Raw genomic sequence first — 21,197 nt, forward strand, 5'->3', positions numbered from 1 at the left:
GATTCCTTGGCTGGGTTTTTCCGGTAGGGGTTTCTTCAGTCACTGGGCACCAGGATGGTGCTTTCGCTGATGACGCGGGCCGAGCGTTGAAAGGAGACTTCGGTGGGATCGGCTGCATCCAATGCCAGCGCCGTCTTGCCTTTCAGCAAGTGGATAAAGAGTCCGGCCTCCGCCGCCGGAACTACGCTGCGCTGCACCACGCTGCCTGCTGTTCCTGAGGCGGCAGCGACGGCGACCGCGCTGGTGAGGCCGATGGCTGGGTGCAGTGCGGTCATCGAGATCATCCGGGCCGAGACGCCGGTCGCGCCTGCAGGCGGAGGCCCCACGATGCCTACCTTCGGAATGGAGCTGAGGTCCTGCGGCAGGCCCATCCTGCGGGCGGCCGCAGCGCGCAGCTGCGGAGCGATCCGGACCAGCGCCTCCAAAGCGTCCTCGCTGCCGGTTGCGTCCAGCCCCAGGTCCTGTGCGGCAAAGAGTGCAGCCGGGGCGCCTGCGTCGATCAGTGTCGCCTGGTACCGCTGCCCGTCGACCTCGATGTCATCGATGGCGTTGCCTGTAGGGAACTGTGCTCCGTAAGTGGACCATGAGGTTTTCTGGAAGATGACATCGATGGGGACGCCGGGGTAATGCTGGCCGTCAAGTCGCCGCCCGCCGTAGGCTGGCACCTTGGCCCCTGGTGTGGGGATCTCGCAAATCAGGCGCAGCCCGGTCACGGTGTTCAGGATGGGTACCCGGGTGACTTCCCCTGTGGGAGCGACCAGCCCGGCGTGGAGCGCGTACAGACCCAGCGCCGTTGCGCAGTTGCCGCAGTTGCTGGCCCACTCGACTGCCGGCTTGTCGATGGCCACCTGGGCGAACCTGTAGCGGACCGTTCCGTCCGGGTCGGTGCCGGCCACGGTGATGGCCTTGCTGGTGGTTGACGAGGCGCCGCCGACTCCGTCGATTTGGCGGAGGTCCGGCGAACCGAAGGTGCGGATAAGGAGGCGGTCCGTCTCCAGGGCGTCAGACGGAAGGTCCTCGTCCCGGAATATCCAGCATTTGCTGGTGCCGCCACGGACGAGGGTGGCCGGCACCGGGGTGACGGGGAGGGTGCCGGCCTGCGGCTCTTCCCTGGATAGAAGCGTCATTGGTTCTCCTGAAAATACCCGTGCCACCGTGTGCAGCCGCCGGGTGAATGTTCAAAGCTGAGCAAACCAGAATCCGGTACATGCCCTGCTGTATGGCGTTGGTCACAAACGGTATACCGTTGGTATGACTTAAGCAACAGTCCCTCGAATATGAATACCGGGAAGGTGGTTTAACGAGCTTCCTGCTGCAGCGGGTGTGCCGAAAATCGGCACGGTGTTCACAGCGCGCCGAAACGGTATGCAGTGCGATAGAATTGCGGCTAAAGGTATGGCGCCGGCGCGTCCTGCCGCTTGTTTGCATGAAGACCGGAGGCCGCCCGTGGCGTCGCAACCAGAGACAAGCCCCTACCTGATGATCAGGAACGCCATCATCTCGCAGGAGCTGCCTCCCCGTGCCCAGCTCGTTGAAAGCGCCCTGGCCAAGAAGTACAACGTCTCCCGGACGCCCATCAGGGAAGCCTTGCGGCGCCTCGAAACCGAGGGGCTCGTGGAGCGCTACGGTTCGCGAATGCAGGTGCGGGAGTACCGCCCGGAGGAGATGCTGGACCTCTACGAGGTGCGGACCTTCCTGGAGGAGGCGGCCGCAAAAACAGCGGCTCTCCGGCACACCGACATGGACCTGATGCTGATCGACCGCGCCCACCAGGCCATGGTCACCCTTGATTTCGATGCTGCCACTCCGGCTGAACTGGCCGCAGCCAACCGCACCTTCCATGAGCGCATCTGGGCCGCCAGCCACAGCGCCGCCCTCCTTGACCTGCTGGACCGGATCCTGGTCCACTTCATCCGCTACCCCGGCACCACGCTCTCCACCAAGGAGCGCTGGGACCGCGTACTGAAGGAGCATGAGGAGCTGTTGGTGGCCATCCGCGCACGGAACGCGGAGGAGGCCGGCCGCATCGCCAGCGCCCACATGGACGAGGCAAAGAACATCCGCATCCAGATGTACATCGACGCCCAGGAAATCAGCCACCCACGCCTGGGGTAGCCACAAATCCCGGCATTAAACCGCTCCCGCCGAGCCGCGTTAAGCCTGCGCCAAGACGTCATTGCATGCGACGGCATACTTATGTATACAATCGTGTACAGCGATGGAGCTGAGGAGATTGATGATGATCAAGAGCGACGTATTGGTGGTTGGCGGCGGCAACGCCGGATTTGCGGCAGCACTTGCAGCCGCAGAGCGCGGACGGAAAGTCGTCCTGCTCGAAAAGGCGCGGGAAGCCGCATCGGGCGGCAACAGCTTCTACACCGCCGGCGCCACCCGCATCTCCCATGACGGGCTCCAGGAGCTTACCGAATTCGTGGAGCCTGACGAGCGGCACGCCGTCAGTGAAGTCCCCGCCTATACCGCTGCCGAGTACCTTGCCGATCTGTCCAAGGTCTCTGAAGGGCGCAACGACCCCGAACTGTCCGCGGTCCTGGTCAGCGAAAGCAACCCGACATTGCGTTGGCTTCACGGCATGGGACTCAAATACCGGCTGATGTATGAGCGCCAGGCGTACCGGACCCAGGACGGTGGGTATCTGTTCTGGGGCGGGCTGCACGTGGGCAACGTGGCAGGCGGAAAGGGGCTCATGACCGACCACCGGGCAGCCGCGGAGCGCATGGGCGTTGAGGTCATCTATGACTGCGCAGCCACCGGACTGATCCAGGAGGACGGCCGCGTCCGCGGAGTCCGGTACCGCACCTCATCCGGAGAAGGTGAGCTCCGGGCCGAGTCGGTCATCCTCGCCTCGGGAGGTTTTGAAGCATCACCTGAACTGCGCCGCCAACACCTGGGGGAGGGCTGGCAGAACGCGAAGGTCCGCGGCACACCGGGCAACACGGGTGAGATGATCGTCGCCGCATTGGACGCCGGCGCGGCCAGGGGCGGCGACTGGTCAACCTGCCACAGCGTCGCCTGGGACGCCTGGCACCCGGAGAACGAGGGCAACCTGGAACTCACCAACCAGCTCACCCGCGGCGGGTACCCGCTGGGCATCGTGGTGAACAGCGACGGGAAGCGGTTCGTGGACGAGGGCGCCGACTACCGCAACTACACCTATGCGAAGTACGGCCGGGACATCCTTGCCCAGCCGGGCTCCGCCGCCTTCCAGATCTTTGACGCTTCCTCCCGTCCCATGCTGCGAGCGGAGGAGTACGACATGCCGGGGGTTTCGGTGGTCACTGCGCCGAGTCTTGCCGAGCTGGCACAGAAGGCCGGCATCAGCCCTGAGGGGCTGGAGGAGACGGTGAAGAGCTTTAATGATTCGATCACCGAGGGCGCCCCGTTTGACCCCAACGTCAAGGACGGGCGCCGGGCGGATACCCAGCCGCCGAAGAGCAACTGGGCCCGAAGCATCGCCACCGGCCCGTACTACGCGTTCCCGGTAACCTGCGGCATCACCTTCACATTCGGCGGCCTCAAGACAGACACCTGGGGACGTGTGCTGACCGAAGACGCAGGGCCGCTTGATGGGCTCTATGCCTGTGGTGAAGCCCTGGGTGGTTTGTTCAGCGGAAACTACCCCGGCGGCTCCGGGCTTGCGGCGGGAGCCGTCTTCGGCCGCCGCGCAGGCTCCATCGCCTAGGCAGCCCAGCAACCCCACCAGCAACGGAAAGAGGAAAAAGTGGCCATTCCCATCCACCAGCGGCTTCGCGAGGATGTCCTCGCAAGCGTCTTTGCGCCTGACGAGCCGCTCACGGAGGCCAAGCTCACCGAGCGGTACGGGGCCTCCCGGACACCGGTGCGGGAGGCGCTGCAGCGGCTGGAACAGGACGGACTGGTGGAACGGCGCGGCAAGGCGGTGGTGGTCCGAACGCATTCAGCCGAGGAAATCATCGACATCTACGAGTCGAGGATCATCCTGGAGCAGGCCGCCGCGGCCAAGGCCGCCGTCAAGGCAACCGCCCTGGACCGGCAGCTGCTCACGGGGCTGCTGACGCAGATGCAGCAGCTGGACCCCAGCGACGGCCGGACGCTCGCGGAAACCAACCGCGCCTTCCACACCCAGCTGTGGCGCGCCACCCACAGCCCGTCGCTGATCGGACTGCTGGAACGCCTGGACCAACAGGTCCGCCGGTACACGCTCACCACCCTGACCTACCCGGGGCGGTGGCCGGTGGTGCTGGCGGATTACGCCGACCTGCTGGCCGCCATAGGGGACGGCAATTCCGCCCTCGCCGGGGAGATCGCGGCCCGCCACATGTCCGACGCCTTGAACATCAGGTTGAAGATGTACGCCGAAGATCCAAGGACGCTCTAGGCCGCACCGACGGCCGCGGGCGTTCCGCACAAAGACCCGCCGGCAGATGTTCCTGCATACTCCATCGCAACAGGAAACCCGAAAGTCGGGCGCAGGTCATCAGCCGGTGCAAAGAGGCGGGGCAGGCTCCCAAGGGCCTGCCCCGCCTCGCTTTTTCCGGCGCCTCGTGCGCCGGGCTGCTTTTGCTGGAACGGACGACGACGGCGGCGGGGTGGGTGCCGTCGTCGAGCCTTCCGTGGGGCAGGCTCCGGCAGCATGAAGCCTGCCAGGACGCACAGCAAGGGCACAGATACCACCAGCCCCCGGCATAGCCGCATGCGGTTTCCTTGGACCATGACCACTTCACGCACACCCGATCAGCCCGACGTCGACCAGCCCCATCCCAACCATGACCGCGGGCTGGAGTTCGATCTGACCACACTGATGAGCCGCCGCACCCTGGGGCTGTTCCTGGGTGCGGGCGGGGCGGCCGCCGCGCTCGCCGCCTGCACCCCTGCCGGAACCACGGGGTCCACGTCGTCGGCTACGTCGTCAGCCACTTCTTCGGCGGCGTCCTCAGGTTCCGCCGCAGCATCCACGGGCTCCGCTGCCGCCGCCGCCACGCCAACGCTGACGCGGGCCATCGCCGAATGCGGGGTGGAGATTCCGGAGGAAACCGCGGGCCCCTACCCAGGCGACGGCTCCAACGGGCCGAACGTCCTGGAAGCCTCCGGCGTGGTGCGCCGGGACATCACCTCAAGCTTCGGCAGCGCGTCAGCGACGGCGGAGGGTGTGCCTCTGACGTTCACGCTCACCCTGCTGGACAACGCCAACGGCTGCACCCCGATGGCCGGCGCCGCGGTGTACGCCTGGCACTGTGACCGGGACGGGAAGTACTCGATGTACGACTCCAGCCTGAAGAACGAGAACTACCTCCGCGGCGTGCAGGAAGCGGACGCCAACGGGCAGGTCACCTTTACGTCCATTTTTCCGGCCGCCTACTCCGGGCGCTGGCCGCACATCCACTTTGAGGTCTTCGAGTCCATGAACAATGCCACCTCTGCCGGACAGGTGCTGGCCGTCTCCCAGATCGCCCTGCCCAAGGCGGCCTGCGACGACGTCTATGCCACCCCCGGATACGAAAAGAGCGTCACCAACATGACCCGCACCACCCTGCAGTCGGACAACGTGTTCGGTGACGACGGCGGCATCTACCAGCTGGCGACCATGACCGGCTCGGCGGCGGCCGGCTACACGGCGGGGCTCAACGTGACCATCTAGCGCGCCAGCACCCCCGGTTCCAGGCAACGCCCCCCGGGTTTCACCATCCGGGCTCTTCAGTAAGGGACAATCGAAGGGTCAACACCTGAGGAGCGTGCGGATCGATGGGGCTGGGGATGGGGCGCACCCGCGGGAGCGTAGCTGCCGCCTGCCTGCATGTCCTCCTGGCGGCGATTTGCGTAGCGGCTCTCGTCTGCAGTGGTGACAGCATGGCCGGTGCGCCGTACCCGGCGTTGCACCCCCACGAACGGGTTTCCAGCCAACCGGAGACCGTGGCGTTGCCCCAGCCGCTCTCTGATGCGCTGGACGGGCCGGTACAGGTGCCGGGCGGATACGGGATGGCCTTGACGGCCCGCGTGGGGGAGCACCACGTGCATGCGTCCTGGACCTACGTTGACGGGGTGCCGGGGTTGAACACGCACGTTGACTCCTGGCTGCTGGGACTCCTCGATGCCGCTGCCCCGGCGGGCGGCCGGTACCGGCCCGCGATGGCGCTGAACGCACAGCAGCCCACGGGCCAGGAGCTGACGGCGTCCGCGGCGCCCGTTCAGGCTGCGGGAACAGTGATAGTTGTCCGCCAAAAAGTGAGGACGTCCGGGACGGGCGGGACCGCCTCAGAGCGATCCGAAACCGTCTATGTTGACACGGTTTCCGGGGCTGTCCGTGGCGGCGCGGAGCTGGTGCGGCCGGAGGCGGTTCCGGGCATCCAGTCGCGCATGGTGGGCGTTCCAGCGCAGATCGCCACCCCCGTCCGGCAGGACATCCCGGTAGGCGACCTGGTCCTGAAACCGTCCGGGGAGCTGGCGGTGTCCGCGGAGGTTCCGGGAAACCCCGGGGGCAACGTGACCTTGACCATGAACGCCGCCGATGCCGGCGCGGTGCTCAGCGACTACGGCCGGCAGGTCCTGGGGCAGCTGAACGCCGCCGCCGTCCCGCGTCCCGCGACAGCACCGGCAGCCAGGCACGTGAACTGCGACATCGTCCCGTGCGCCGCCTTGACGTACGACGACGGGCCGGACGCCCGCACCACGCCGCAGCTTTTGGCCATCCTGGCAGAGCGGAAGGCCCAGGCCACGTTCTTCATGACCGGGTCCAATACGGCCGCCAACCCGGCAACCGCGAAGCAGGTGGCGGACGCCGGCTTCGCGATCGGCAACCACACGTTCAGCCACCCTTACCTGACCAAGCTGCCCATCCCCGCAGTCAAGAAGGAGATGGAGCGTACGGACGCCGCCATCCTGGCCGCGACCGGCTCCACCCCGGCCATGATGCGGCCGCCCTACGGCGCGGCAGATGCCGCGGTGCAGGGCGCTGTGGGCAAGCCGCTCATCATCTGGGCCGTGGACTCACTGGACTGGCAGAGCAAGAACCCGGCAGTGTTCGTGCCCAAAGTGCTCAAGGAGATCACGCCCGGCGCGGTGGTGCTCATGCATGACGTCCAGCCGACGACGATCGCCGGGCAACAGGAGCTGATGTCCACCCTGCAGGCCCAGGGCTACCAGCTGGTGTCCGTCCCGCAGCTCTTCGAGGGAACGCCCTTGGTCCCGGGCCATGTGTACAGGTCCCGGCCCGTGCGCCAGTAGGCGGTTTACAGCCACCCGTTGACCGCAAACAGCGGCGTGAGTACTGTGGGCCGCCTATTCATCCTCGCCGTGGAGGCACCTATGGCCGGCACTTCGACCAGCAGCACTGACTACGAATTCCTGACTGTCTGGCGGGTGGCAGGAACCCCGCGGGAGGTCACGGACATCCTGGGCGATGCCGGCACGCTTCCCCGCTGGTGGCCGTCGGTGTATCTGACTGTTGAGCAGCTGGATCCGGGCAACCCGGACGGTACCGGGAAGGCGTTCTACCTACACACCAAAGGCTGGCTGCCGTACACGCTCACGTGGCAGCTCACCGTCACCGAGCCCGTCACGGAACACGGATTCGCCATCTCGGCTCGGGGCGACCTTAACGGCGCCGGCCGCTGGACTTTTGAGCAGGACGGGCCCGAAACGGTGGTCTCCTATGAGTGGCGGGTCAGTGCCGCGAAACCGCTGCTGCGGCGGCTGAGTTGGCTGCTCAAGCCGGCCTTTGCCGCGAACCACCGGTGGGCGATGGCGCGTGGGCAAGAGGCGCTGGCGTTGGAGCTGCGGCGACGGCGGCCGGGCGCCGACCCTGCCAAGATTCCGGCGCCCGCGGGGCCCACCTTTTCACGGCTGCCCCGCTGGCCGGGGAAGGCACGGCAGGCCTGACGTACCGGACTGCCTTGGCTGGAAGGTTCGACGACGGCGGCGGGGCGGGTGCCGTCGTCGTACCTTTCCGCAGGGGTGCTTTCCTCCGGGACGGCCAGCCTGCTGCCTACGGGGCTGGGGAATCCTGCCGCTGGGTGACGCGCTGGATGAATTCGACCGTTTCGCGCTCGGTTTCGGCGCGGGTGGTGGGTTCGTTGTGCACCTCGTGCCGGACGCCGGGGAAGACGCGGGTGCGGACGTCCGCGTGGCCCGAATCGGTGAGGCGGTTGGCCACGTGGTAGGCGCCTTCGCCGTAGTTGGTCACGGGGTCCTGGTCGCCGGCGAGGATGAGGACGGGGAGGTCCGCGGGGAGCTGTTTGTACCAGTCGTCGGAATTGACGTGGTCGTAGAGGTCAACGAAGCCTTGCAGGAACCGGGCGCTCAGGGGTGCGCCGAAGTTGTTGAAGGGGTCCCTGGCGTGGTCGGCCACCACGTCGGCGTCCAGCGCCACCCAGGCCGTGGGGCCGGGATTGTCGCCGAAGCGGCCTAGGAAGCCGTCGAACAGCTGGCCCACGAGGTCCTGCGGTGCGGCGTCCGCTGCGCCGGCGCCGGCGGCAAGCCGCGCCAGTTCCGGCCGGTTGATCGTTGTTTCGATGCCGCTCATTTGGGCGGCGATTCCGCAGAGGATCAGGCCGGACAGCTGAGCCTGTGGGTCCACTGCCATGCCGCGCGCGATCATGGAGCCCCAGCTGTGGCCGAACACCACGTAGGGAAGCTGGGGGAGTGCTTCCCTGGCTTTGGCCTGGAGGGTGACCTCGTCCGCGACCACCACCTTGGCGGCGTCCTCGCCGGCGTCGCCCCAGGTGCCCTGCTGCATGGCGGTGCGGCCGTGCCCGGCGTGGTCACCTGCCACCACGATGAATCCGGCGTCCACCAGGGTGGAGATGAGGTGGAGGTAGCGGCGGGAGTGCTCGCCGAGCCCGTGGATCAGCTGCACGATTGCCTTGGGTTGGCCGATGGGTTCGTAGACCCAGGCCTGGATGGTGTCGCGGCCGTTTGCGGACGTGAATTCGATTTCCTGCAGTGACATGTATTCCTCCTGTGGCGGCGCCGTCGCCTGCCCGTGGTGAGCCTAACCACATTGCCGTCATGTGCGTCAATGATTGTTCGTTTATGTGAGGACCTGCCGCCTAGTCTGAAACCAGCCACGTAGCCTGCTCCGGAAGGAAGCCGATGCCGCATCCCGACCGTCCCCTGCGCAAGCTGGGGTTTCTGACCATTGGTTTGTTTGATCCGGCCAATCCGGCTGCGGGCCACGAGTCCACGTTGCAGATCATCGAGTTGGGCGAGCAGCTGGGGTTCGACAGTGCCTGGCTGCGCCACCGGCATCTGCAGTTCGGGATCTCTTCCCCCGTAGCGGTGATGGCCGCGGCGAGCCAGCGCACCTCGCGGATTGAGCTGGGCACTGCCGTGACGCCGCTGGGCTGGGAGAACCCGCTGCGCCTGGCGGAGGATTTGGCCACCGTTGATCTACTCGCCGGGGGACGCATCAACCCCGGGGTGAGTGTGGGGGAGCCGATGCAGTATGACACGGTGAAGCATGAGTTGTACCCGGACACCGCGGACGTGGAGGACTTCAGCTACGCCCGGGTGGAGCGGTTTGCGCGCTTGGTGGCGGGGGAGCCGGTGCGGGAGTTCTCGGGCAAGCAAGGGGTGGTGGAGGAGTTCTCCAACCGGGTGGAGCCGCATTCGCCTGGTTTGCGGGACCGGCTGTGGTACGGGGCCGGGAGTACGAAGTCAGCGGTGTGGGCAGGTTCGAGTGGGTTCAACCTGCTCTCCAGCAGCGTGATCTTCCCCGACAAGGACCAGGAGCCTGACTTCGCTTTGGTCCAGCAGTCACAGATCCGGGCGTTCCGTGAAGCGGCTGATGCTGCCGGGCATGCTGGCGCCCGGGTCTCGCAGGGCCTGGTGGTGATCCCGACTGACTCGGCGACTGCGGCCCAGCGGGAGAAGTACCAGCGGTACGCTGACGAACGCACGCCGCGCACTGCTGCTCCGCAGGGGCCACGGGGGATGATGTTCGCTGCTGATCTCATTGGCAGCAGCGAGAAGATAGCCGAGCAGCTGTACGCCCACGCCGGGTTCCGGGAGGTGGATGAGGTGGCGTTCGCATTGCCGTTTAGCTTTGACCACGAGGACAACGTGCAGATCCTGAGGGACATGGCGGGGAAGCTCGGGCCGGCTTTGGGCTGGGCTCCGGGAAAAGCCGGGTAGCAAGAGCCCTAGCAAAGGACCGCATGACCGCGGGTGCCAGTTAACGGCGGCGGACCGATGCCATAAGTCCGTCAAAGGAGAACTGTCAGATTAGGTCTAAGACAGTTCGTCGTACCTGTGCTATTGGCCCCTTATAGGCCCTATTCTGACGCATATCTCATCCGGAATCTGACGTCAGGTTGGGGTGTGCCCTATATAGACGGCCTTTTTCGACGGATCAGAATCCAGTAGAGGTGCGCTTGCGGAGTGCGGCCACATAGACCGCAACACCTCGGTCCCGGATGTTCTCCTGCATGTGGTGGGAAAGTTGTTCGTCTGTGACGACCGCGTCTAGTTGGTCGATCGCAGCGACACGGAATTTCGAGATCGTTCCAAACTTTGTGCTGTCTGCCAGTAGGAAACAGGAGGTGGAGGCCTGCAGGGTGGCGAGTTTGACTTCAACTTTGTCCATCGACGAGCTTGTGACGCCTCGGGATATGTCCCAGGTTTCGGTGCTGAGAAAGGACCGGTCGATATTGACGCTTTTGATTGCGTCGGCTGCAAGGCGTCCCTCGCTGGAACCGCTGTTTGGGTCTACGGCACCCCCGGTGTGGATGACCTCGATGTGGGGGTGGGTGAAGAGGCCGTTCACTACGTAAAAGTTGTTAGTGACGACCGTGAGATTCCTGCGTGGGCCGAGGTGGGGTACCAGGGACTGGCAGGTGGTCCCCGAGTCCAGGAAGACCACCATGTCGTCCTCGACGAACTGCGCAGCCAGTTCGGCTATGGCTTGTTTGCGGGGCAGTTCGCGACGTGCTTTCAGCTCCCGTCCCTTGAGAGAAGTCTGGCCTGTCCGTTTCGCCAGACGGACTCCGCCCTGTACGGAGACGACTTGTCCCGTGTCTTCCAGAGCCGTGATATCGCGCCGAACCGTCATATGGGAAACGTTCATGTAGTCGGTGAGGCTGCGGATGCTGAGCACGCCCTCTCGCTGCAGGAGCCTCAAAATTTCCTGATGGCGTTGCTCCGGGATGAGAGGTCTAGCTGTTTGATTCAAGTCGGGATCCTTTTTGCGCACGCTCGCCTACGCGAGGGCCGCTTCGGCCTTTCCAACCCGTCGGCAGCGACAAACAACTCCCTAACCAATAGCACTGATCACCCGAGACCCGGTGATCCGGGACACTCCCCGCATTATCAGGCTCGCTCTAGGTTCGACGGGGCTGGCCACCCGGGGCGCTAGGACGGGAACATTCGGGGGACAGAGGAGCCTCGCGCCGTCTGCATTCGCTGGCGGTGCGGGACGGGCGTCCGCACCGTCGAGCCGGTGCGGACGACGGGACCTCCAGCAGGGGGCGGCGCCGCCGAGCGCAACGGCGCTGTCCCCTGCTGTCGGGCAAAGTTATTTGCTGTCGTCCGGCGTCGGCGGGGGAGCGATGCGGTGGCGCGCTGCCGTTGTTGTACGAGTGCCTACGTCGCTTTCCAATTGGCCTGCACAGACCGGTCGTTAGGATTTGGAGCTGGGTCGACCGGGGATGTGGCTAAGAATGGATTTTGAGAATCCGCCATCGACGCAGATGTCTTGGCCGGTGACGTAACTGGATAGCGGGCTTATCAGGAATTCGATGACATTGGCTATCTCCATGGGGTCGCCGATTCGTGCCAGCGGGATGATGTCTTCCCTAGCCTTTTTGATTTGGGGATCTTCATACATTTTTTCGGTCATCCTGGTGTGCGTCATGCCCGGGGATACGACGTTTGCACGGATTCCGTCAGGTGCCCATTCCAGTGCGAGTGTTTGGGCCAGCATCGTCAAGGCAGCCTTGCTGGGGCTGTAGGCGCCTGATCCGGCGTGCGGTAGTTGGCCGGACATGGAGGAGGTAAAACAGGCGGCGCCGTGGCTCTGCTTTAGGTGCGGGTAGCTTGCTTTGGCAAGAAGCCAGGCGCCGCGTAGGTTAACGGAGAACATGTTGTCCCAGTCCTCAAGGGACAGGTCACAGATGGCACCCGGGTTAGCGATTCCTGCGTTTGCCACCAAGGCGTCCAGGCCGCCGAACTCAGCTACAGCAGCCTTAACCAGTTGCTCTGGCACGTCGGGGTCACCCAAATCACCCGCCAGCGCGATGGCAGTGCCGCCCATGGACTGGATTGAACGAACGATTTGGTCTTGGCTGCTGTTCGGTTCGTGTCCACCTACGGCAATCATGGGGTGCACACCCCGGGCCAGAGCCGCCTCTGCGATTCTCACGCAGGTAGCGGCGCCTATGCCGCTGCTTCCACCAGTCACCAAAGCTCTCATTGCACACATTTCCTTTTACTAGTGATTCCAATAGAAATCGTTTCGACTGCCCGCGGTTATAGCTGCCAGGGGGGCGGTGAAGCGGGTTTGTTTTGGAGGTTAACCCGCGCCGATCGGATACCCCGTGTCTTAGCTTGCGTGGGGGTTACATACCTTGAGCGCTCGGCTAATGTCCCAGATCCCAGCCTTGATTCTCAAGGTCCTGCATCGCCTTGTTGAATTCCTGTACCGGGTTCTCTTCGCGGATGATCTCAAGGACTACGTTGTTGACGCCGCAAGTGTCTCTTACGGCATTGCCCAGTTCCTTCCAGTCGATCACTCCGGTGCCGATGGGATCATGGCCCCACGTGTCCGTGCCCGTATCCGAGATGTGCACAAGTCCGATCGATTCGTGGTGGGAGCGCAGGCCCTGTACGGGATCTTCTCCGATGTAGGCAGCGTTCGCGACGTCGTACACGATTTTGACTGCTTCGTCGTTGATAGTGCTCACGACGCCTGCCAGGTCCTCGATGGTAGGAGTGAAGCAGTAGGGAGTGTTTTCAAAGAGCAAGCGTGCGCCGGCCTGCTTGGCCAGTGGGATGAGCGCCTCCAGGCTTTCGTACATCCACCCGTACGTCTGTTCGAGTGAGGGCGAAATCATTGGGCGTCTTGTGCCGGGGGATATCACCACGTCAGTGACACTCCATGCTTCGGCCAGCTCGATCACCTGTTTGATGTGATCGATGCTCTTACGACGCATGTTGGCGCCGGGGCTGGCCAGGTTGATGTCGTATCCGCCGGCGTTCAGTGACCTGATGGTCGCACCGTATTCGTCGAGCCTTGCGCGACTTGCCGAACGTTCCTGGACGGATATTTCATCGGGCCAGCAATGCGGGGAGCTGATGGGAACTTCGAAGGTTTTGTACCCACTGTCGACCAGTTCAGCTATGGCATCGATGGCCGTAGCCGACCATAGGTAGGAAAACGTATTAATAATCATTTGGTTCATTGAAGACATCTTTCTGCTCTTTGCCTATTTAGCGCGCCAGGAGATTGGATCCTGGGAAGGGATCGTATAAGCGCGGGCCAGGTGGCCCGACGGCCTTTGGCAGGTATGCCTTCTTGCCTTGTCGAGCCGCCCGCGCCCCCTGGTACCCACGTGCCTACAGGGAACGCTTTGGCTGTTGGGTGGCTGGGGAAGTGCTGGCAACCAGGTGTTCGCCTTCAAGGACCTCAGGGTCAGCCAGCGCCACGGTGGCTCGGTCACCGCGGGTACCGGTCTCGGGCAACGTGAAGTAGACGACGAGGCAGAGGGCGACGATGACAATCATGTAGACCGCGACGAGCATCGGCTGTCCGGCACCGACGAAGGCGGCGGCGACCAGCGGCGCGGTACCGCCGAAGACGGCAATCACGATCTGATGTGCGAAGCCAATACCGGATACTCGGACTGATGCCGGGAACAGTTCGGCCTGGATGGTCGGGTAGATCGACTGCCAGATACCCAGAACCACCCACCCGGACGCCGATACCAGAACGTATACGCCAAAGCCCGGCTGGTTCAGCAGCAGGAGCAAGGGGTAGAAGAGAACGATCATGCCGATGGCGCCGATGATGGGGAAGATTTTGCGCCGGCCGAGTCGATCAGAGAGAGCACCACAGACCGGAACGATGACTACGAGCAAGGCCAGCCCGATAACGCTGCCGGCCAGGGTGGAGGACAGGTCCCGACCGGAGGTCAACTTGGCGTAGGTGGGAAGGAATGTGGCCCAGGTATAGTACGCCACGGCCGGGGCGGAGAGAGCCGCCGCCTGGAGCAAAGCCTTCGGGTGTTCGCGAAGCAGGTCCCACAGGCGGGCCGCAGCGGACTTTTGATCGACGAGGGCGCCAGCCTCAAATTCGGGGGTCTCCTCCGCACGTGCCCTCAAGATCAGGCCGACGACGCCGAGGATGCCGCCTGCGATGAACGGGATGCGCCACCCCCATGCGGCGAGGTCAGCAGGCGTGAAGGATGATGTGACGATTGCGGCGGCGCCGGTCGCCGCCAGGGTCGCGAGGCCACTGGCCATGTTGGAGAACGAACCGAACAGGCCCCTTCGGTTTGCGGGAGCGTGTTCGACCATGAACGCGATTGCGCTCTGCGCCTCACTGCCGGCAGAGATCCCCTGAAGGATCCGGGCAACCAGGAAGAGAATTGGTGCCGCATAGCCGATGGTTGCAAATGACGGTGTGAGGCCGATGATCAGCGCGCCGAGCGCCATTCCGGAGATGGAGAGCGTCAGGACGAGCCGGCGTCCGAAGCGGTCGGCCAGGGGGGAGATGATGATTCCGCTGAGCGGGCGTACGACAAACCCGACGGCATAGGTCAACAGGGCTGCGACCAGGGATGCGAATGGGGAGTCGCTGGGGAAAATCTGTGTTGAGAATACTGCCGCGAGCAGGCCGTAGATGTACCAGTCATACCACTCGACGAAGTGGCCGATGGTCCCTGCGACCATGTTGATGTGGCGGCGGGGCTCCTCGCGCACTGCCGAAGGGCCTGGGCTGTCGAGCGCTTCCTTTGAGGTCTTCATTGAACTCTCCATATTTTCACGTTTGTTGAGTAGGGGTAACGGAATGCCGGGCAATTCATGCCTTTTGCAGTTGCTGTTACCGCCGGGTCTCTAAGATCACCAGGACCAGTGAGATCGGTTGCTGAGATCGGTTGCAACAACCCTACGGGCGACAAAAGGAGCTTGTCAACGTCTCCTTGTGAGCCGCGTCTCAGCTTCCGGCATTGCTGGCCCCGCCTACGAGCGATCCGATTCGTACAGTGGAGGCAGACGCCTGCCGCCAGTCAGTTCAGTGGCGGGCACGGCCTATCCGTGCGGCGAGTTGCGTAAACGATACGCCCAGAACCGGCTCTACCGAGTTGGGCAACCGGCTCAGTCAATATCCTTCTGCAGGAAGCGGTGTTTCGTTGTTGAAGTCCTGGTACCGCACCCCGGACCATGCGCATTCCATGCTGCCGTAGACGGACCAGTACTCGTCCCAGTGGGCAAGCTTCCATTGGTCCCGCTCCAGGCCGCGGCGGGTGAGCCGTTCCCGCAGAAGGTCCTGTGGGACTCTTACCCGGACCACCGTGGTTTCGGATGGTGGCCAATGAAATTTTTCTGCCGCTTGCGTCAGGAAGTCCGGTACGTCGAAGTAGGCGCCGAAAGGGGCATCGAGCACCACGGAGCGGCCGAGGCGCAGGTTGGCGCTGGCCACGTCCATGAGGGTGTCGTACTCGAGGGGGAGCAGGTTCTCGCGGTAGTAGTCGTTGGATTCACGGTCGGCGGGGTCGTGCCCGGTTGCCTTCAGGGCGAACTCGACAAAGCGTCCGCAGACCCGGTCCTTGTCGAGGTATGCGGCGTTGTTTTCTCTTGCTGTTTTTTGGGCGACAGTCGTTTTGCCTGAGCCGGCCGGGCCAATAACAACGAAGACGCTGGGGACCGTCATCGGCGGGCCTCTGCCACTGCCGACAGGAACTCCTTGGCTGCATTGGTGACGCGGTTGAAGTCGCCATCTTGCTGCCATGCTTTGGTCACGTAACTGCCGACGCCGACACCGGCCACGCCGGCCGCGAACCATTCGCCTACGTTCTGAACAGTCACGCCGCCTGCCGGCATGATCGGCAGGTGGGCGAGCGGGGCGAGGATTGATTTGGCGTAGGGAATGCCGCCTGCCTCGGTGGGAAAGAGCTTGAGGATGTCGGCGCCCGCCTCCGCGGAATTAACAAGCTCGGTCGGCGTGTAAGCCCCGCTGACGGTCGGTACCTGGTACCGGTTCGCGGTCCGGATCATGTCCGGGTTCAATTGGGGGCTGACCAAAAATTCCGCTCCGGCGCGGATGCATTCGTAGGCCGAATGCTCGTCCAGCACCGTTCCGGCGCCAATCGCAACTCCGTTGGCTCCATGTTTGGCCGAGAGCCGGCGGATCACCTCAACGGCGCCGGGAATGGACAGGGTGATTTCCAGGGCCCGGAAGCCTCCGGCGATGGCTGCTTCCGCAACTTGTTCTGCCACCTCAGCGTTTTCGAGGCGGACGATCAGGACGGCCCCGGATTCATTGATGGTCTGCAGGGTGCGAAGTTTCTTGTACATGCTTGCCTTTCTTCCGGCCCGGGCTAGTGAAATTTCCTCCACCGCTGGCGGGCCGCAGTTGAAGTGTTCGTTGACAAACTTTCCCACCATCCATACTGTTATTGCAACCGATCTCAGCAACCGATCTCATACAAGGGGGTATTGCGGTTGACTAAAGTACGCACAATCATTCTTGGTGCTTCCCATTGGCATGTTCCGTTATGCGCGCCAGCAATGGCCGAAGAGCACGACATGGTCGGAGTCGGTGACGACGATGTATCCCGCGTGCAGGTGCAGGACCTGGCGAAAGCATGGGGTGCCCCGGTTGAAGCAGACTGGCGGAAGCTGGTGGATCTGCCCGACGTCGGACTCGCCTATGTCTTCGGCCCCCACGACGGTATGGCCGAAAAGTGTCTTGCCCTGATCCAGCGCGGCATTCCGTTCGTCGTGGAAAAGCCGTTGGGCACTTCCCTGGACGGGCTTTCTGTCGTGCGTCAGGCCGCAGAGGCAGCTGGCGTGCCTGCCACCGTCCCGCTGGTTCAGCGCGGCGGACCCACAGAGCAATGGCTTGCCAAGGCCGGCCGGCCCACCTACCAAAGAGCGTCGTTTATTGCCGGCCCACCGGACCGGTATCTCGGCAATGCCAATCCCTGGATGCTCGACCCGGTCAAGGCGGGCGGAGGCTGCCTGGCAAATCTGGGACCGCATTTTATCGACATGTTCCTCAGGGGCACAGGTGAGACAGAAACCCACGTGGATTCCCGACTCTCATCGGCTCTTCACCACCAGAGCGTCGAGGATCACGCCAGCCTCATCATCACCACACCGGAAGGACGCGAAGCAATCGTCGAAGTTGGCTACGCCTTCCCCAACTCCCCACTGAAGCGTTACTGCAGCTTCACCTCGGTCGGCGAGGCAGGATTCGCGACAGTGGACTCCGACGGTTCGGCTACCTTCACCGCGGTGGACGGCACCACCGAGGTCGACAAGATCAACGTGGACAGCGACCCTCTCTACGATCCCTTCGTGCGGAGCGTCGCCCGAACGCTGGAAGATGGATTCCGGGGCCTGACTACGCTGGCCCAGCTCGAAAACGTCATGCGCCCCATTTGGCGGGCCTATGACAACCAGCACGGAGGAAGAGAACATGCCTGATTTGAGTATCGACGTCGTTGCAAAAGCTGCCGGTGTTCACCGGTCAACGGTGTCCCGTGCATTCTCGCGCCCCGAAGCCGTAAAGCGTGAAACACGCGAGCACATCCTTCGCGTCGCCGAGGGACTCGGCTACACGATGAGCCCACTCGCCCAGGCGCTCCGCCGGAAAACCAGTACCTTCATCCCGCTGATCGTCCCTGACATCACCAACCCGTTCTTTGCAGAACTTGCCAAGACAATGACGCAAGCGGCGGACGAGCGCGGCTACCAGCTGCTGCTCTGCGTCACCAACGGCGACCCGGCCAAGACCGACGGCTACTTCACCGCCATGCAGGCCATGTATGCCCCCTTCGGTATCGTCGCACCGTCCACGAAGGTCGATACGGAGGCCCTCAAACGCTTCGACTTCGGCCACAAGGTCGTCGTGATCGACCGTGTGGAAGGGGACGACGCCGTCCCAACGGTAACCGTCGACAGCCGCCGCGGCATCATGCTGGCCTTGGATCACCTGCATTCTTTGGGGCACACCTCGATCGGCTACGTCTCCGGCATCGCCGGCACGCACACCGCCCAGGACCGTATGGACGCCTATTTGGAGCTGTCTGCCGAGAGCGGCAGCGCACCTGTCGTGCTGGACAGCGGATCGGACCTCGATGCGGGCACACGTGGGGCAGAACATTACCTCGCGATGGACAACCCCCCAACGGCCATCATCGCGGCCAATGACATGGTGGCCTTTGCGGTCATCTCGGCCCTCGGCCGAAGCGGTGTGCGGGTGCCGGAGGACGTGTCGGTCATCGGTTTCGACGGCCTGGCCCTGGGTGCCCGGTTTAACCCGGCCCTGACCACGATCCGGCAGCCCATCGCCGATATGGGACACATTGCCATCGAACTGGCTGAGAAGCAGAACGCGGACGGCTCCGTGGACCACATCGTCCTCGAACCGGAGCTCCTGGTCCGTGCCTCCACCTCAGGACCACGAGCATGACCGCGCCAATGAGCGGGGCGCAGGAGTCGACGCTCCGGCGTTTGCCCGGGCTCCAGCACACGGACCACGTTGGCCTGACCGTCCCCAACCTTGAGGAAGGTATCCGCTTCTTCATCGACGTCCTTGGAGCCGAAGAGCTCTACCGCTCCGAACGCGGGCCCGATGAAGACTTCATGCCGACAAACTTCGAAGTCCCGGCAGATGCCAAGCTCACGCTAGCCATGTTGCGCCTGCCGCCTAACCTCAACATCGAGCTCTTCGAATGGAGCAGCACTGAGCGGCGTACGACGCCGCCGCGACACTGCGACGCCGGCGGTCACCACCTGTGCTTCGTCGTGGACGACGTCGATGAAGCGATCGCAGTGCTGCGGGACATACCTGGGGTGCGTGTGCTCGGTGAGCGCAAAGAAGTCGCCGGCGACAGCCCCCGGGTAGCGGGCAATCGTTGGACCTACTTCATCACCCCGTGGGGATTGCTGATGGAAATCGTGGATCGGTCCCGCGTCGCAGCCCCGCCCCGGCTGGTCGGTCCCGCGGACTGGGCAGCATCCCCAAACACTTCAGAAAGGACATGAACATGCGGCTTGCCGGTCACACGCTAGGCACCCCGGACCACACGGTTCCCCAGGCACTTGATCTATTCCGGGCCGCAGGGCTCGACGCCGCCGAAGTCATCTATCAGAATGACTACAAATCCGGATTGCCACTGGGCGACCGGCAAGCCGCGATGGAGGCCCTCAAGGCCGCCGAAAACACCGGGATACCCATCGTAGGTCTGACGCCCTACACGACCGCCATCAACTCCCTGGACGGCACGGAATGGCGCACTGCAGTCGATGAATTCCGCGGCGCCATCGAGACCGCTCACCTGCTGGGCGCTGACCGGGTCCGTGTTTACGCCGGATCCTGGCACCCCGGAGACACCGACCACGCGGCACGGTGGGCACAACTGCGAAAAGCATTGGAAACCCTTGCCCCGGAAGCGGACCAGGCCGGTGTAAGCCTTTGCGTGGAAAACCACTTCGGCACCATGACACAGACCGCTGCAGACACCGCCGCGCTGGTCCGGGAAATTGCCCAACCATCGGTCCGCGTCCTGTATGACCAGGCGAACCTGACCTTCACACACGACGAAAACTACGAACAAGCCTTCGCAGTTCAAGGGGACCTGATCGGCCACGTCCACGTCAAAGACCTCATCTTCACGGACCCCAATGCGGCCTTCCGCGCGACCGAAACAGCCCGGGTCAACGCCTCCGAACGCGCCGTCCGCTCCCGCGTCGTCGGAAGCGGCGTCGTACCGTGGTCCCAAGTCCTGGGTGCGTTGCTCCGTCACGGCTACGACGACGTGCTGAGCATCGAGCTCGAGTACCGCTGGCACCCCCAGGATCTCCCCGTACCCGAGGACGGATTCCGCCAATCCGCCACCGTCCTGCGCTCTATGCTCACTGAGCTGGCCGAAGTAAGGAATGTATGATGACCAACAACCGCCTCCGCGTCGGCGTCATCGGCGCCGGCAACATCGCTAGCATCGCCCAATTGCCCACCCTAGTGCAACGCAACGACGTCGAACTGGCCGCGCTTGTGTCCCGGCGCGAGGACCCCAGCAACCTGGTCCGGCGCTGGGGCTTCAACGCCGCCTACAGGACGCCAGAGGACATGCTGGCCGCGCAGGAATTGGATGCAGTCTTCGTCCTGACGCCACGCTCCGAGCACGCCCACGCCGTGCAGCTGTGCCTCAGCCGTGATGTCGACGTGTTCTGCGAGAAGCCGCTTGCCCCGGCAACCGATGAGGCAGAACGTCTGGCCGATCTCGCTGACGAGCGGGGGCGAATACTGATGGTTGATTTCAACCGCCGGTACGCGCCCGTCTATACGGCCGGCCGGGAAGTTTTCGGTGACAAAGGTGCCACCTTCTGCGTCGCCCAGAAGAACCGCCCGGGTTCTGAATATCGTGCGACATTCGAGAACGCGATCCATATGGTGGATCTCCTCCGCTGGTACTGCGGCGGTGAGCCCGTGGATGTGGCCGCCCACGCCGCGGGCGAGGACCCCTGGGAAGAAGACGGCCTCGCCGCAACCATCCGCTTCAGCACCGGAAATACCGGTGTCCTGATGGCAGCCCGCACAGCGGGAGCGTGGAATGAGAAACTGGACGCCTACGGGGACGGAAAGACCGTCGAAGTCAGAGCGCCGGAAACGGTCTCCACCACCATCAGCGGCATCACCACGTCACGGGAACTGAGCGCCGAAGCATATGGCTGGGCTACCGCCACCGACACCCTCGGATTTTCTGCCGCCGTTCATCACTTCCTGGACCGGGTCGCAGACAGGGCTCAGCCCCTTACTTCCGGCCGCGAAGCTGTACGCACCCAGCGCCTGCTGGACCAGATCCTCGCCGCCGCCGGACTGCCCACAGAGGAGCAAACCGGGCGCGAATGGGCAAGCCACGCAGTCAACGCAAGCTAAATTCCGACGGACACATGGAGGTGCCAACATCGCTCTCCTTCGTCTGCGTCAGAGTGCGCCAAAAGCCAGGGGAGCGGGGAAGCGGCCGCTTCGGGGGCGTTTC

The 21,197-nt window shown here is 64.0% G+C and carries 20 protein-coding genes; 12 read left to right on the forward strand and 8 right to left on the reverse strand.

The window, feature by feature from the left end; genetic code table 11:
* Positions 1–35 precede the first annotated feature (35 nt).
* Complete coding sequence (locus tag DC347_RS10890) at positions 36–1,127, reverse strand: PrpF domain-containing protein (protein ID WP_109045442.1); 1,092 nt, start codon at positions 1,125–1,127, stop codon at positions 36–38.
* A gap of 319 nt (positions 1,128–1,446) precedes the next feature.
* Between DC347_RS10890 and DC347_RS10895 the strand changes: the two genes are divergently transcribed.
* The 6 genes from DC347_RS10895 to DC347_RS10920 all read left to right on the forward strand — a co-directional run bounded on the left by DC347_RS10895 (position 1,447) and on the right by DC347_RS10920 (position 7,872).
* Positions 1,447–2,115, forward strand: coding sequence for a GntR family transcriptional regulator (locus DC347_RS10895; protein ID WP_223992974.1), 669 nt, complete (start codon positions 1,447–1,449; stop codon positions 2,113–2,115).
* Positions 2,116–2,236: 121 nt separating this feature from the next.
* Positions 2,237–3,700, forward strand: a complete 1,464-nt coding sequence (tcuA, locus tag DC347_RS10900; protein ID WP_018763867.1) for an FAD-dependent tricarballylate dehydrogenase TcuA — start codon at positions 2,237–2,239, stop codon at positions 3,698–3,700.
* A gap of 39 nt (positions 3,701–3,739) precedes the next feature.
* Positions 3,740–4,375, forward strand: a complete 636-nt coding sequence (locus tag DC347_RS10905; RefSeq protein ID WP_109045443.1) for a GntR family transcriptional regulator — start codon at positions 3,740–3,742, stop codon at positions 4,373–4,375.
* Positions 4,376–4,708: 333 nt separating this feature from the next.
* Entirely contained in the window at positions 4,709–5,635 is a 927-nt protein-coding gene (locus DC347_RS10910) for an intradiol ring-cleavage dioxygenase (protein ID WP_109045739.1), read from the forward strand.
* A 116-nt stretch (positions 5,636–5,751) separates the two neighbouring features.
* Entirely contained in the window at positions 5,752–7,218 is a 1,467-nt protein-coding gene (locus DC347_RS10915; RefSeq protein WP_240617764.1) for a polysaccharide deacetylase family protein, read from the forward strand.
* Between the two features lie 81 nt (positions 7,219–7,299).
* Positions 7,300–7,872: an SRPBCC family protein gene (locus DC347_RS10920; RefSeq protein ID WP_109045445.1), complete on the forward strand. Its 573-nt coding sequence runs from the start codon at positions 7,300–7,302 to the stop codon at positions 7,870–7,872.
* 106 nt (positions 7,873–7,978) lie between these two features.
* On the opposite strand, the gene DC347_RS10925 is transcribed toward DC347_RS10920, so the two are convergent.
* The gene (locus DC347_RS10925) at positions 7,979–8,941 is read right to left on the reverse strand and encodes an alpha/beta fold hydrolase (RefSeq protein ID WP_109045446.1); all 963 of its coding nucleotides are present in this window, start codon (positions 8,939–8,941) and stop codon (positions 7,979–7,981) included.
* A 143-nt stretch (positions 8,942–9,084) separates the two neighbouring features.
* Here DC347_RS10925 and DC347_RS10930 point away from each other — a divergent pair, with 143 nt between their 5' ends.
* On the forward strand, positions 9,085–10,125 hold the full coding sequence (locus DC347_RS10930; RefSeq protein WP_109045447.1) for an LLM class flavin-dependent oxidoreductase: 1,041 nt from the start codon (positions 9,085–9,087) through the stop codon (positions 10,123–10,125).
* Between the two features lie 217 nt (positions 10,126–10,342).
* Here the strand turns inward: DC347_RS10930 and DC347_RS10935 are convergent, their stop codons facing one another.
* The 6 genes from DC347_RS10935 to DC347_RS10960 form a co-directional block, all read right to left on the reverse strand.
* Entirely contained in the window at positions 10,343–11,161 is an 819-nt protein-coding gene (locus tag DC347_RS10935) for a DeoR/GlpR family DNA-binding transcription regulator (RefSeq protein WP_206073920.1), read from the reverse strand.
* A gap of 447 nt (positions 11,162–11,608) precedes the next feature.
* Entirely contained in the window at positions 11,609–12,409 is an 801-nt protein-coding gene (locus DC347_RS10940; RefSeq protein ID WP_368665751.1) for an SDR family NAD(P)-dependent oxidoreductase, read from the reverse strand.
* 157 nt (positions 12,410–12,566) lie between these two features.
* Complete coding sequence (locus DC347_RS10945; protein WP_206073921.1) at positions 12,567–13,388, reverse strand: sugar phosphate isomerase/epimerase; 822 nt, start codon at positions 13,386–13,388, stop codon at positions 12,567–12,569.
* A gap of 154 nt (positions 13,389–13,542) precedes the next feature.
* Positions 13,543–14,952: an MFS transporter gene (locus tag DC347_RS10950; protein ID WP_109045450.1), complete on the reverse strand. Its 1,410-nt coding sequence runs from the start codon at positions 14,950–14,952 to the stop codon at positions 13,543–13,545.
* A gap of 355 nt (positions 14,953–15,307) precedes the next feature.
* Positions 15,308–15,859: an ATP-binding protein gene (locus DC347_RS10955; protein ID WP_109045451.1), complete on the reverse strand. Its 552-nt coding sequence runs from the start codon at positions 15,857–15,859 to the stop codon at positions 15,308–15,310.
* Positions 15,856–16,503 (reverse strand): bifunctional 4-hydroxy-2-oxoglutarate aldolase/2-dehydro-3-deoxy-phosphogluconate aldolase, encoded by a 648-nt coding sequence (locus tag DC347_RS10960; protein WP_109045452.1) that lies wholly within the window; start codon positions 16,501–16,503, stop codon positions 15,856–15,858. Before DC347_RS10960 ends, DC347_RS10955 begins: the two co-directional genes overlap by 4 nt.
* A gap of 213 nt (positions 16,504–16,716) precedes the next feature.
* Between DC347_RS10960 and DC347_RS10965 the strand changes: the two genes are divergently transcribed.
* Genes DC347_RS10965 through DC347_RS10985 form a run of 5 tightly spaced genes read left to right on the forward strand, consistent with a single transcriptional unit; the run spans position 16,717 to position 21,094 of the window.
* Positions 16,717–17,637 carry a Gfo/Idh/MocA family protein gene (locus tag DC347_RS10965; protein WP_109045453.1) on the forward strand — a complete coding sequence of 307 codons (921 nt, stop codon included), beginning with the start codon at positions 16,717–16,719 and terminating at the stop codon, positions 17,635–17,637.
* Entirely contained in the window at positions 17,630–18,625 is a 996-nt protein-coding gene (locus DC347_RS10970) for a LacI family DNA-binding transcriptional regulator (RefSeq protein WP_109045454.1), read from the forward strand. Before DC347_RS10965 ends, DC347_RS10970 begins: the two co-directional genes overlap by 8 nt.
* On the forward strand, positions 18,622–19,200 hold the full coding sequence (locus tag DC347_RS10975; protein WP_240617765.1) for a VOC family protein: 579 nt from the start codon (positions 18,622–18,624) through the stop codon (positions 19,198–19,200). Before DC347_RS10970 ends, DC347_RS10975 begins: the two co-directional genes overlap by 4 nt.
* 2 nt (positions 19,201–19,202) lie before the next feature.
* The gene (locus DC347_RS10980; RefSeq protein WP_109045455.1) at positions 19,203–20,102 is read left to right on the forward strand and encodes a sugar phosphate isomerase/epimerase; all 900 of its coding nucleotides are present in this window, start codon (positions 19,203–19,205) and stop codon (positions 20,100–20,102) included.
* Entirely contained in the window at positions 20,102–21,094 is a 993-nt protein-coding gene (locus DC347_RS10985) for a Gfo/Idh/MocA family protein (RefSeq protein ID WP_109045456.1), read from the forward strand. The genes DC347_RS10980 and DC347_RS10985 overlap by 1 nt, the downstream gene beginning before the upstream one ends.
* Positions 21,095–21,197 lie beyond the last annotated feature (103 nt).

The organism is Pseudarthrobacter sp. AG30 (genome assembly GCF_003116525.1).
GTDB lineage: Bacteria > Actinomycetota > Actinomycetes > Actinomycetales > Micrococcaceae > Arthrobacter.